Source organism: Kribbella sp. VKM Ac-2571, from assembly GCF_004362255.1.
In the GTDB taxonomy this organism is placed as follows: Bacteria; Actinomycetota; Actinomycetes; order Propionibacteriales; family Kribbellaceae; genus Kribbella; species Kribbella pratensis.
Window position 1 is genome coordinate 264,184 of record NZ_SNWS01000014.1, and the last position, 11,937, is coordinate 276,120.

Here is an 11,937-nt window from a genome sequence, read left to right on the forward strand (position 1 = left end):
TCAGCTCCTACTTCTCGAGGATGGCGACGACACCCTGGCCGCCCGCGGCGCAGATCGAGATCAGGCCCCGCCCGCCACCGTTCTCGTCCAGTTGCTTGGCCAGCGCGGCGACGATCCGCCCGCCGGTCGCCGCGAACGGGTGACCCGCGGCGAGCGAGCTGCCGTTCACGTTCAGTTTGTCCCGGTCGATCTCCCCGAGCGGCGCGTCCAGGCCGAGCCGTTCCTTGCAGAAGATCGGATCCTCCCACGCCTTCAGGGTGGACAGCACCTGGGACGCGAACGCCTCGTGGATCTCGTAGTAGTCGAAGTCCTGGAGAGTCAGCCCGGCGCGGGCCAGCATGCGCGGTACGGCGTACGCGGGGGCCATCAGCAGACCCTCGGCGCCCTTCACGTAGTCGACCGCGGCGGTCTGGGAGTGGGTCAGGTACGCGAGCGGCCGGAGACCGTGCTCCTGCGCCCACTCGTCAGTGCTCAGGAGGACGGCCGAGGCGCCATCCGTCAGCGGGGTCGAGTTGCCGGCCGTCATCGTCGCGGTCTCGCCCTTGCCGTACACGGTCCGGAGCTTGGCGAGCTTCTCGAGCGTGGTGTCGGGGCGCAGGTTCTGGTCCTTCTCGAGGCCCAGGTACGGCGTGATGAGGTCGTTCTGGAAACCGCGGTCGTACGACTTCGCGAGGTTGATGTGGGAGTTGTACGCCAGCTCGTCCTGCGCCTCCCGGGTGATACCCCACTCGAGCGCGGTCAGCGCGGCATGGTCGCCCATCGACTTGCCGGTGCGCGGCTCGGCGTTGCGCGGGATCTCCGGTACGACGTCCTTCGGGCGGACGCGGGCGAGGACCTTCAAGCGGTCCGGATACGTCTTGGCGCGGTTGAGGTCGAGCAGAATGTTGCGCAGGCGGTCGTTGACCGAGATCGGGGCGTCGGACGCGGTGTCGACACCACCCGCGATACCCGCGTCGATCTGGCCGAGGGCGATCTTGTTGCCGACCAGGATGGCCGCCTCGAGACCGGTCCCGCAGGCCTGCTGGATGTCGTACGCCGGGGTGGTCGGGGCGAGCTTGGACCCGAGAACCACCTCGCGCACCATGTTCCAGTCGCGGGCATGCTTGAGGACGGCTCCGGCGACCACCTCACCGACCTCCTGGCCACCGAGGCCGGTGCGGTCGACGAGACCGTTCAGGGCGGCGGTGAGCATGTCGGAGTTGGAGGCGTGCCGGTAGGTCTTGTCCTGCCGGGCAAACGGAATCCGGTTGCCGGCGACCACGGCCACCTTGCGCGGTTCGGTCACGATATGTCTCCTGCTCTAGCGGAGCGGGTCTTCTTGGTTGTCAGGGCTTTCTGTCCCACCGCGGTAGCGAGGGTCGCGGTGATCGCGGTCGACCGGACGGTGCCGACATCGGCATGATGCACCACCGGGTGGCCCGGTTGGCTGCCCGACACGATCAGCCCGACCCTTGCCATGTGCAACGATCCGAGCGTCTGCGTGTAGAGATGATTGGCCAGGTAGGCCGTGTCGACCTCGTCGAACACGCCCGTACGCTGGCCGGCGTCGAGGATCACCGCGATACGGCCCAGTGGCGCGGCCATCGCCGTACCCAATTTGACCATCACCGGCTCAGTGATCTCGCCGAACAACTCCTCGCCGGTCCTTCTGAGCAGGCTCATCGCGCAGTCGGTGAAGGCCGGGTACTCCAGGCAGAAGTCGACGAACGTCTCGCTGAGGGCCTTGAGCCGGTTGAGGGGCGCTCTGCGTGGACCGTCGTTTTGTTGCAGGCGTTCGTCGAGCTCTTGGAGGTAGTTGACCAGGGTGAGCGCGAACAGCTCTTCCTTGCCGGCGAAGTGCCGGTAGATCAGGGCCTTGTTGATCCCGACCCGCTTGGCGATATCGTCGATCTGGGCGTCGATCGTGCCGCGCTCGTCGAAGAGCTCCCGGGTGGCGCGGATGATGTCCCGCTCGCGGTCGCGCCGACGCTCCGCCGTGGTACGGCGGCGTCCGATCGCGAGCAGCGCGGAGCTCATGAATTGATCTTAGCCACAATGGTACCGGTTGGTGCAAACGACAGTTACACTCGTCGGTAACATTGGACCCGGCTCTGTGAGGAAGTTGATGAGCGACCCTGTTGTCTCCGCAGACGTGATGTCTCTGGCCGGTGAGCTCGGCGCGGAGCGCTCGAAGCCGGACTGGAGCACCTTCTCGCTGGCGATCAACGACGACCAGCGCGAGATCCGGGACTGGGCGCACACGTTCGCCGCCGACGTCGTCCGGCCCGCCGCGGCCGAATGGGACGAGCGCGAGCAGACACCCTGGCCGATCATCCAGGAAGCGGCCAAGGTCGGCATCTACGGCCTGGACATGAACATCAACCTGTTCGTCGACCCGACCGGTCTGCTGATGCCGCTCGTCCACGAGGAGCTGTTCTGGGGCGACGCCGGCATCGCGATGTCGCTGAAGGGCACCGGCCTCGCGTCGTCCGCGATCTTCTCCAACGGAACACCGGAGCAGTGGAGCCAGTGGATGGGGCGGTGCTACGGCACGCCGGACGACGTACGGGTTGCCGCGTTCTGCTCGTCCGAGCCTGGTGCCGGGTCCGATGTGTCCGCGATCCGTACGCGGGCTGTCTTCGACGAGCGCACGTCCGAGTGGGTCATCAACGGGCAGAAGGCGTGGGCGACGAACGGCGGCATCGCTGACATCCACGTCGTCGTCGCGACCGTCGACCCGTCGCTCGGGACCAAGGGTCAGGCGGCGTTCGTCGTACCGAAGTCTGAGGTTCGCGGCCTGGAGCAGGGCACAAAGCTCCGCAAGCACGGCCTGCGCGCCTCCCACACCGCCGACGTCTTCTTCGACAACGTCCGCATCCCCGCCGAGAACGTCCTCGGCGGCAAGGAAAAACTCGACGCCCGCATAGCCCGAGCCCACGAAGCCCGCGCCGCCGCTTCCAACGGGACTGCTGGGGGTGCTGCCGGCTCTGGCTCTGCTTCTGGCTCGGCGGGTCGCAACGCCTCGATGGCCACCTTCGAAATGACCCGCCACATCGTCGGCGCCCAAGCCATCGGCATCGCCCGCGCCGCCTACGAGGTAGCCCTCGACTACGCCAAGACCCGCGAACAGTTCGGCCGCCCCATCATCGACAACCAGGGCATCGCCTTCAAACTCGCCGACATGGCCATGGAAATCGACGCCGCCCGCCTACTCGTCTGGCGAGCCGCCAACATGTCCGCCGCCCTCATGCGCGGCGAAACCCCCGACTACCGCCACGGCGAAGGCTCCATGGCCAAGCTGAAGGCCGGCGAGGTAGCCGTCAAAGTCACCGAAGAAGCCATCCAAATCCTCGGCGGCAACGGCTACACCCGCGAATACCCCGTAGAACGAATGCACCGAGACGCCAAGATCTACACCATCTTCGAAGGTACGTCGGAAATCCAGCGCCTCGTCATCGCCCGCGCGATCTCAGGCATGCGCATCAGGTAGACGTTTCCGCAGGTCAGAGCCCGATTCCAGGGTCATCTAGGTGCAGGCCGCCGTCCGGCTCCCAAGAGGTAGTGGGGGAGCGTACGGCGGCCTGCTCCGTGACTGCTCCGTGAGATTTCAGCGAGAAGAGTCGGGCCAGTCTGGAGTCCACCGCCTTCCGCGCACGCTCATGCGACGACGGCAGCATGTGGGTGTAGAGCCTCAGCGTGAACCCTGGGTTGCTGTGGCCTAGGTACTCGGCCAGCTCCTTGATGTTGACCCCGTCCGCGAGGGTGATGCTCGCGAAGTAGTGCCGCAGCGCGTGCATCCCGTTCTCCCGGCTAGACACGTACTGCCGCCGCCCGCGCCGATCCGTCGTCGGCTCCGCAATCACACCCGCGTAGAACAACGCCGGCTTCCAGACCAACTCGTCGTACGTCCGCGCCCGAATGTGCTTGTCGTCGGTCCACCTGAACAGAAGCTTCACCGTTCGCGGCTCCCCGTCCGTCTTCTCCCAAGGCAAGGTGTACGGGCGTGGCCTGTTCGCTTTGATGTGCTCCTTCAGGATCAACGCCGTCCCGCCAGACATCGGCACCGTCCTCTCGGTGTCGTTCTTCGGCAACGCGAACACAAACTCCCGCCCAAGCTTCTTCACCTGCCGCCGAACGTGGATGACCATCTCCTCGAAGTCGATGTCCTCCTCCGCCAGCCCGAACAGCTCGCCCTGCCGCAGCCCGCACGCCGCTCCGACGGATGCGATCGGCCGGTACTCCGGCGCGTGCCCCTCAACGATCCGGAGCACTACGTCGTCGCTCCAGGCAACCGTCCTCCCGCTCTTCTCAGCCGGCACCTTGACCGCCCGCCCCTTGGCCGGATTCTTCTTGATCGCCTCGTCATCAACCGCAATCTCCAGCGTTCCATGCAACACGAGGTACGCCGTGCGCGCAGTAGACGGCCCGAACCGCGCATCCAGATCAGCAATCCAAGCAGCGATCTCCGACGGCTTGATCGTCCGCAACTGCCGCCGCCCAAACACCGGATCCACATGCAACCGCAGCGACGACTCATATCTGATCGTCGAAGCCGGATCCACCACCCGCGAAGCCAGCCACCGCTCCGCAACCTCCCCAAACCGAACCTTCCCAGCCTCCGGATCGATGTACTCCCCACGCTCCCGATCCGTCTCCATAGCATTCGCATGCCGCTCAGCCGGCCCCTTCGTCCCGAACGCCTTAGTCCGCCCCCGCCCCTCCGGATCCACCCACCCCGCCAACCACCGCTTCCCCTTCCCCCACCGCTCATTCCGCACCCGCGCCGTCGTCCCATCCGCCTGCTTGACCGCCCGTGTCCACAGATCCTTCACATAGGCCACCGCACCGCACCTCCGTCGTAGTCGATGTGCGGCAGCTCAACGTTTGAGATCGGACGACTTAGCTGGATCGGGCAGCGCGGCCGACCGTCGGTCCAGGGACGACCTGCTAGCGTCCTCGGCGGCTGACGACCAGCTGCGCTTGCCAGCTGACGGTGAGTGCCCGCAGAGAGGTCGTGCCAGCGGCCGCGCGTGTTCGGACGTGCGGATGAGCTTCTTCCGCGAGAGCGAGTCGCTCGTTTGGCCCCGGCTAGCCTGAGTAAGTCAGCGCGTCGTGTCCGCTTCGACGGTGAACCGGTTGCCGCTGATGTGGGTCAGACGAATCGTGGGCGGCGCACCTTGCGGCCACGGAGCCTGGCCCGACCGGAGAAGCCAGCGTCCGATCGCGGCGCTCCGGAGTTCACTGCACGTCCGCCAGAACGAGGCAGATAACGAGACCTCGACCTCACCCTCACCCGGAATCGTCAGCACAATGTTGACCCAGTGCGGATCGAAGAGGCGGTCGCGATCCGCGATGCGAACCTTTAGGCCGTATCCGGCGCCGGACCGACGGTGCGCGCCGTTGTTCCAGGCTCGAACTTCCATCGCTGGCACCTCCGGAGATCGATCGACCCGGCATTCAACTGACGAGAGTTCCGTCAGGCTGGGTAGCCATCGTGGAGGTACGCCACCGTCTGCGATTCGGCGGCCTTGAGAGCGGCTTCCAGGCGAAGCCAAACGTAAGGTCGTAGTCGGTGTTGTGCCTGCTCCAGTTCGAGGAAGCCGTACCGCCGCAGCTCGTCGTGGTCCGGTTGTAGTCGCGCAATCTGCTCGGCGGGGAGTTGTCCGGCGTCGAAGATGAACATCAGCGAGTCATCCCACGGACCATGGGGCGACACCCAGTCGATGCAAGAAAGTGCCAACTGGTCCGGTGCCAGTTCGAGATTGAGCTCTTCCTTCAGCTCTCGGATGAGGCCGGTGATCGGAGGTTCGTTCGCCTCGATCATACCGCCCGGGAGGTCCCAGTCGGGCTTGTAATCGGGGTCGACTAGGAGAACTCGGCCTTGCTCGTCGCGGAGGATTGCGTCTGCACCGACGCGCTTGCGGGCTTGTTTGGCGTTGCCCTCAGCTAGGTGATTTCGCCAGGCCTCGGGGTCGCGGCGGTAGAGCGGTTCGTCGGCGGTCATCGCGGGGTCGTCTGACCTTCGAAGGCGTCTGAGGCGATCCACTGCTGGAGCCAGACTCGTTGGCGCAGGGTGTCCGCGAGGAGCTGGCTTGTTTCGCTGACTGTTGCTGAGTCGGCGTACGGCGAGAGCTGGTCGTAGATCTCTCTGAGTCGTTGAACGACAAGCTGGGATCCGAGTGATTGGGTCGACTCGATGATGTCGCGCGTGACGCGGCACGCCTCTTCTGCCTCGCCTTGTTCGATCAGAGACGTGATCAGGAAGAGCTGTCCGAAGGCGTGGCTCCGTGTGCGATTGGATGGGCGGAGCTTGAGGATCAGTTGCGCGTGCTTCTGCGCCTCCGCTGGTTTTCCGAGCTGCTGCATGCATCGCGCCGCCTCGCTTGCGAGGCTGCCTCGATCGAAATGGCTGACCCAATCGGACGGAGTCTCCGCCTGGGGCCCGCCGAGCGCAGCCTCAGCCTGCCCGAGGAGCCCTCGGGTTTCCTGATCGTCTCCGAGCGCGGCGCGTCCTCTGGCTCGCATCGCTAGAAGGCGAGCAGCTAGCTCGGGATTTCGGGGGCCTTCGGCGAGTGCGGCCTCGCCGGCTTGCGCGAAGCGGATGGCACCGTGCGGGTCGACTCGATGGTGAGCGAGGTGACTGAGACTGGCGAGCACGTGGACCCCCAGTTGGCGATCCTGACCGGCCTTGGAGAGGTGGAAGGCGCGCAGGAAATGGCTGTACGCGCGGTCATCGCGCCCCGCATCATGAGCCATCCACCCGGCCATCTCGGTCAATCCCGCTGCGGCTGTGAAGACAGCCGGATCTTCGACCACGTCTCCGCCGAACAGCCGCGGGCCTACCTGTGGGTGCAGGTACTTGACCACCGCAGCGTACAAGTGACCGCCACCGACCTGCCGGTCAGCGGACCGAAAGGCCTGCATTGCGAGCACGTCAGGACCGTCAGTGCGCTTCGGCGAGACTGCGGTAGTCGCGTGCTGTTGCAGACGCAGGTCGGCGGAAGGTGGGGGAGTGGGCCCGGTCCGAATCGCCTCGGACTCAGACCTCGGCCCCGGACTCGAGAAGGTCTCCAATCGCGCCGCGAAGCGCGACCTCTCGTCCTCGCTCGCTGCCGCTAGCAGCGTGTCCAGACCTTCCTGGTTGATCGGTCTCGGGCGGATGTTGGTTCCGCCGGCTTCCCAGCGGGAGACCATCCGTTCGCTCACGCCGATGCGTTGGGCGAACTCGCGAATGCTCAGACGCTGCGATTCGCGCAGCGCCCGTACTTCGCGGCCGGACCAAGCCTGGACCATCACGGCCTCAGTCTCCCACTGCGCGACTTGCGCAACTACTTGAACCTCGCCGTGCAGGTTCGGCGGAAGTTCAGTGCTGTGTCAGCGGCAGTCCATGGTGCGTGCTGTGCGGTCTGCCCGACGCTTATCCGTACCGAGCAACAGCCGGGTTGGCACTGAACATCTACGGGGTTCGTGACACATGCGAGTGGCCTTCGGGTACTTCAAGAAGCACTTCCTGATGAGCGACCTAGAGATCGCCGCACGTCGACAAGCGATTGTCGACTGCGCAGGAGCGAACAATTGTGTGCTCATCGCGCTCTTCATCGATGAGCTGGAGACGGCGCCAGAAGAACTGCACAAGGCGCTCGCTGCCGTGATGGAGGTCGACGACGGCCTGCTGATCCTGCCGAATCTTCTCCATCTCGCGGCGGTTGGAAATCCGATCGAGCTTCGCCAGCACCTCCTCGCCAGCCACGTCGAAGTCGTGCTGTCGGAGGTTCCCAAGCAGGCGGGGCGGGTGTGCTGAGAGGGGCTCTCCTCCTCAATGGCCCCTGCACTCCGCGCCCGTTCCGCCCTCCATCAGAGCCTCACCGCCGGATCTCCTCACGGATCACGGTCGAGGATCTGACCCGGTTCGGTTGGTGCTGACACTTCTCAGCGCCAACCGAACCGGTGCATCTCACGCGGACCAGGTGAGCAAAAGCGGTATCACCCGAGCTCGGCCGGGGCCGCCATCTCGAACCGTGCGTCTACATCCGATCCCACCTGCGGTAGGGACTTCGAGCCAAAATCAGGCGCGTTTGTGCGCTGCTCAAGGCTTCGCGGAGGGATACATTGGCGCGCTGAAGTTCGGTGACCTGGTGCTGCAATCGGCCGACTTCCGCGAGCAACACGGTCACGTGTTCGGCCTCGATTGCTTCTGCTGATCGCACCCGTCGACGGCTTCTCCAGTGGCGGAGACGGCAGCGATCTGAGCAGAAGCGTTGGTCGGATCTGGCCGCGGTGTACGTGTCGCCGCAGTGCTCGCAGACGTGTTGGCGCGCACTCAGATCGCGCCCGATCGGGGGTGGAAGCTCATCCATAATTGATCAACGTCTGGCGTGCGAACGGTTCAGAACACGCGTTGCAGATCGCTGACACGCCTCGAATGCCAGATGTGTAACGGCTTGCGACTTGGTCGCTGCGGCGGCGGGATGAGAATCGTGGGTGCCGTTCGGCGACGTCGAGTCACACTGGTGCGGGTGAGCCCGTAGATGTGTAAGGCGCGGGGTCTTCGGGTGCCGGTGGATTGTTGCTGCGAGCACGTGGGTCTGTGTCCTGGCAGAGGGCCCTCCGGACGGCGCGTGACCGCGAGTGTCGTGGTCGGGGGCCGAGGTAGGAGGGAGTGCTCGATGGAGGTGTTGTTCGAGCGGGTGGCGGGCTTGGATGTCGGTAAGGCGTCGGTGACCGTTTGCGTGCGTGGTCCGGGCAAGCGGCAGGGAAGCCGATCGTCACAGACACGGACGTTCAAGACCACGATCGGATCGCTGCGGGTAATGCGCGATTGGCTGGTTGAGTGCGGGGTGACGGTCGCGGCAATGGAGTCGACGTCGACGTATTGGAAGCCGCCGTTCTATTGCCTGGAGGAGGTGATGGAGGTCTGGTTGCTGAACGCCGCGCATATGAGGGCGGTGCCGGGCCGCAAGACCGACGTGCGTGATGCGGAGTGGATCGCCCAGCTCCTCGAGCACGGGTTGTTGTCCCCGTCGTTCGTTCCGCCGCCGCCGATCCGTCGGTTGCGGATGCTGACCCGGTATCGGGTGCAGTTGATGGGCGACCGGACGCGCGAGGCGGTCCGGTTGGAGCTGATGTTGGAGGACGCTTCGATCAAGCTGTCGGCGGTCGCGTGGTCGGTGACCACGGTGTCGGCGCGGGTGATGCTGGGGGCGATGATCGACGGTGAGCGCGACGCGCGGGTGCTGGCTGAGATGGCCAAGGGCCGGATGCGTTCGAAGATCCCCGGTCTCGCCCAGGCGCTCGAGGGGCACTTCGATGGTCACCATGCTCGGATGGCCGGCGCGATCCTGGATCGGCTCGAGTTGGTCGAGCACGCATTGGCCGACCTTGATGAGGCGATCCGGGTCGAGTGCCGGTCGTGGGGTCACGAGATCGAGTTGCTGCAGACCATTCCCGGTGTCGGGGAGAGGATCGCCCAGGTGATCGTCGCGGAGACCGGCGCGGACATGTCCCGGTTCGGTTCGGCGGCCAAGCTCGCGGCCTGGGCCGGTGTCGCGCCCGGGATCTACGAGTCGGCCGGCAAGCGCACCCCGACCGGTAAGCGGCGTGGGAACAAGTGGCTGACCGCGATGCTGGTCGAGGCGGCCGGCTCGGTGGGCCGGATGCACGGCAAGAACTACCTCGCCGCGCAGCACGCCAGGCTCACCAAACGTCGCGGTGCCGGACGAGCGCAGATCGCCGTCGCGCACTCCATCCTCGTCGCCACGTTCCACATGCTCACCAGGAACGAGCCCTACCGCGACCTCGGCGCGGACTGGCTCGCCCGCCGCAACGACGAAGCCCACACCCGTCGGCTCGTCGCGCAACTCGAAAGACTCGGACACAGCGTCCAACTCGACCCCGTCGCATAACTCCGGTCACCGCAAAGCGTGTCGGGCAAAGCCCGACGCGCTGACGCGCCTGCGCTCCAACAGCTGATTCACGGGTCTGTGACCGCGGTGAGACTGGTCCGGAGGCCCGAAGTACAACCTTCCTTGCGCGCCGCTCGACAGACGTGTGAGTGCGCGCGCGACGGCCAGGGGCTTGTCACCGTGACCCGAACGTTCCAGGAGCAGACGGTCGAATCACTGAGGGCGCAGTTGTACGACGCGACTTTGGAGACTCCGGTGAGGATGTCGGGCTGCAGATTTCATAGCGGACGCGCGTCCGATGGACGTGTTGGCTGTAGTGCGAAGGCAAGTCAGTCACTTGCGGGTCGTGGCGCAGGACAAGTCGTGGCACCAGCGGAAATGTTCCTCCGCGAGGGGGCTCCCGATCTGTTGCCAGCACTGGCTCCGTCATGGCTCTTGTGGAGCGCCGATGGTCGACGTGTCGGCGCCAGACGGGACGCGCTTTGGAGGTTGAGTAGCGATCCTTCTGGAACACGCGTTCGCCGGCATGTGGACTCGGAGTCGCGTTGGCGTGACGATGAGGCGGGAGCTAGGTCGCCGACAAGGGTGAAACTACTGGAGGGGGATCCAATGGGGGCAACAGCGGAGGAGGGCACAGGTCGGCTGATCCGCGCCGCAGTCGAGCTAGATGAATTGAAGGATCGTCTTAGCGTCTGGCCGGAGCAGCTTCAGAGGTACGTTATCGATCAGCTTGCGGAGATCGCAGCCGAGGCTGAAACGCTCGCGGAGGCGCTGCGAGATCGTCCGTCGAAGGATTTGTCCTGGGACCCAGGCAGCGACGAATACGAAGTCTTCGCGATCCCCATACCTGGTCGGAAATGGCTGTGGCGAGCTCGGCCGCGTAAGAACCTATCGATGCCGATATACCGGACGAAGGACACCGGACGGCAGCGGGAGCAAATCGACGTCGTCGTCTACCTCTCCGACGAGGCCCAAGAGAAGACCGCGCCGGTCCTCCGCGCAGTAGACGAGGCCCGTCGGGCGCTTGGGTACGTTGACGCTGAGCTCATCGAGGACAAGCTGGGTTCTCTCTGGCGAACTTGGCTCGCCAAGATAAAGAATGGGCTGAGCCGTCAAGAGGTCGCCGAGCGCCTGATTAAGGTGGAGCGTGCCTTCGAGCTAGGCTTCTTGGACCTCAAGCAAGCTCAGGTCGACTCGCAGGAGGCACAGGCCTTTGCCACACTCGTTCAGGCGCTGGATTCGCAGGATCGGGGCTGTGTTCGTATCGGCTCGCTTCTGGTTCTCAAGTACGACGGACAGATCGTCGGTCGGAGCCTGAGCCAGATCGAGCTTCGTGCGCTCCAGCAGTTTCCGGCTATCCAACGACACCCTGAGGCACTACTTGAGAAGCTTGCAGCTGCGGTCTATGAGCTAGATGCCGCCGATCGACAGCCCTTGGAATGAGTGTTTCGGGGCCTGGCCGAAGGTGAGGATATCTCTTTTGGAGAGGTAGCTTCGGACCCGTCGGAGGAGATCCACAGATGGCGCGACATCGGGTCGCGCTGGACCGCGTCGAGGCAGGGGGCGGCGTCAGCGGCGAGTGGTGGAGTAGCAAGCAACTGACCACGTCCGATGTGCTAGTGCCTCGTCAAGCAACGTTGGGTAGGTAATCGGGGCGGCGGATCTTGGAGTCAATGGCGAAGCGTGTCTTGGGTTGTGCTCGCTTGTTGCGCCAGCGGACGTAGCCGGCGATCGCGTTCTCCTGGGCGGTGTGGCTGGGATAGTCGCTGCCGTCGAGGGTGAAGTAGCGCAGTGCGGTGAACTCGCACTCGATCCAGTTCAGCCACGACGCGTTGCTCGGGGTGAACACGAGATCGACATCGTTGGTCTGGCACCAGGCAACGACTTCGGCCTTCTTGTGGGGCGAGAAGTTGTCGCAGATCACGTGCAGTTTCCCGCTGGGGAATCGGGTCCGGAGCTGCTTGAGGAAGGCGAGGAATTCCTGCCAGCGTTTGCGATCGCGGAATCGGTAGAACATCTGGCCGGTGGCCAGGTCCAGCGCGGCGAACATCTGCCG

The 11,937-nt window shown here is 65.0% G+C and carries 12 protein-coding genes; 4 read left to right on the top strand and 8 right to left on the bottom strand.

Translation table 11 applies throughout. The annotated features are described in order from the left end of the window. Positions 1-7: 7 nt before the first annotated feature. Together EV651_RS28905 and EV651_RS28910 are read right to left on the bottom strand one after the other, a co-directional pair. Positions 8-1,285: an acetyl-CoA C-acetyltransferase gene (locus EV651_RS28905; protein ID WP_133788391.1), complete on the bottom strand. Its 1,278-nt coding sequence runs from the start codon at positions 1,283-1,285 to the stop codon at positions 8-10. After that, positions 1,282-2,016, bottom strand: a complete 735-nt coding sequence (locus EV651_RS28910; protein WP_133788392.1) for a TetR/AcrR family transcriptional regulator — start codon at positions 2,014-2,016, stop codon at positions 1,282-1,284. Before EV651_RS28910 ends, EV651_RS28905 begins: the two co-directional genes overlap by 4 nt. Positions 2,017-2,104: 88 nt before the next feature. On the opposite strand from EV651_RS28910, the gene EV651_RS28915 reads away from it, so the two are divergent. Then, a complete protein-coding gene (locus EV651_RS28915) occupies positions 2,105-3,469 on the top strand; it encodes an acyl-CoA dehydrogenase family protein (RefSeq protein WP_238157254.1) in 1,365 nt (454 codons plus the stop codon). 13 nt (positions 3,470-3,482) lie between these two features. Here the strand turns inward: EV651_RS28915 and EV651_RS28920 are convergent, their stop codons facing one another. The 4 genes from EV651_RS28920 to EV651_RS28935 all read right to left on the bottom strand — a co-directional run bounded on the left by EV651_RS28920 (position 3,483) and on the right by EV651_RS28935 (position 7,272). Continuing rightward, entirely contained in the window at positions 3,483-4,820 is a 1,338-nt protein-coding gene (locus EV651_RS28920) for a site-specific integrase (RefSeq protein ID WP_133788393.1), read from the bottom strand. Positions 4,821-5,081: 261 nt separating this feature from the next. Beyond that, the gene (locus EV651_RS28925; RefSeq protein WP_133788394.1) at positions 5,082-5,402 is read right to left on the bottom strand and encodes a hypothetical protein; all 321 of its coding nucleotides are present in this window, start codon (positions 5,400-5,402) and stop codon (positions 5,082-5,084) included. A 53-nt stretch (positions 5,403-5,455) separates the two neighbouring features. Continuing rightward, a complete protein-coding gene (locus EV651_RS28930; RefSeq protein ID WP_133788395.1) occupies positions 5,456-5,983 on the bottom strand; it encodes an NUDIX hydrolase in 528 nt (175 codons plus the stop codon). Next, on the bottom strand, positions 5,980-7,272 hold the full coding sequence (locus EV651_RS28935) for a DNA-binding transcriptional regulator (RefSeq protein ID WP_166658829.1): 1,293 nt from the start codon (positions 7,270-7,272) through the stop codon (positions 5,980-5,982). The genes EV651_RS28930 and EV651_RS28935 overlap by 4 nt, the downstream gene beginning before the upstream one ends. A 181-nt stretch (positions 7,273-7,453) precedes the next feature. Here EV651_RS28935 and EV651_RS28940 point away from each other — a divergent pair, with 181 nt between their 5' ends. Next, positions 7,454-7,780 carry a hypothetical protein gene (locus EV651_RS28940; protein ID WP_133788397.1) on the top strand — a complete coding sequence of 109 codons (327 nt, stop codon included), beginning with the start codon at positions 7,454-7,456 and terminating at the stop codon, positions 7,778-7,780. A 223-nt stretch (positions 7,781-8,003) separates the two neighbouring features. Here the strand turns inward: EV651_RS28940 and EV651_RS43385 are convergent, their stop codons facing one another. Then, the gene (locus tag EV651_RS43385) at positions 8,004-8,336 is read right to left on the bottom strand and encodes a DUF2116 family Zn-ribbon domain-containing protein (protein ID WP_133788398.1); all 333 of its coding nucleotides are present in this window, start codon (positions 8,334-8,336) and stop codon (positions 8,004-8,006) included. Positions 8,337-8,645: 309 nt separating this feature from the next. Here EV651_RS43385 and EV651_RS28950 point away from each other — a divergent pair, with 309 nt between their 5' ends. After that, entirely contained in the window at positions 8,646-9,881 is a 1,236-nt protein-coding gene (locus EV651_RS28950) for an IS110 family transposase (protein ID WP_133788399.1), read from the top strand. Positions 9,882-10,466: 585 nt separating this feature from the next. Further along, positions 10,467-11,324 (top strand): hypothetical protein, encoded by an 858-nt coding sequence (locus EV651_RS28955; RefSeq protein ID WP_133788400.1) that lies wholly within the window; start codon positions 10,467-10,469, stop codon positions 11,322-11,324. A gap of 184 nt (positions 11,325-11,508) precedes the next feature. Here EV651_RS28955 and EV651_RS28960 read toward each other — a convergent pair. Then, positions 11,509-11,937: transposase (locus tag EV651_RS28960; RefSeq protein ID WP_202870547.1), on the bottom strand; the 429-nt coding region annotated here is incomplete at its 5' end.

Coding starts and splice junctions, on each gene's coding strand:
- EV651_RS28910 (WP_133788392.1), bottom strand. CDS start 2,016: ATGAGCTCCGCGCTGCTCGCGATCGGACGCCGCCGTACCACGGCGGAG.
- EV651_RS28915 (WP_238157254.1), top strand. CDS start 2,105: ATGAGCGACCCTGTTGTCTCCGCAGACGTGATGTCTCTGGCCGGTGAG.
- EV651_RS28925 (WP_133788394.1), bottom strand. CDS start 5,402: ATGGAAGTTCGAGCCTGGAACAACGGCGCGCACCGTCGGTCCGGCGCC.
- EV651_RS28930 (WP_133788395.1), bottom strand. CDS start 5,983: ATGACCGCCGACGAACCGCTCTACCGCCGCGACCCCGAGGCCTGGCGA.
- EV651_RS28935 (WP_166658829.1), bottom strand. CDS start 7,272: ATGGTCCAGGCTTGGTCCGGCCGCGAAGTACGGGCGCTGCGCGAATCG.
- EV651_RS28940 (WP_133788397.1), top strand. CDS start 7,454: ATGCGAGTGGCCTTCGGGTACTTCAAGAAGCACTTCCTGATGAGCGAC.
- EV651_RS43385 (WP_133788398.1), bottom strand. CDS start 8,336: ATGGATGAGCTTCCACCCCCGATCGGGCGCGATCTGAGTGCGCGCCAA.
- EV651_RS28950 (WP_133788399.1), top strand. CDS start 8,646: ATGGAGGTGTTGTTCGAGCGGGTGGCGGGCTTGGATGTCGGTAAGGCG.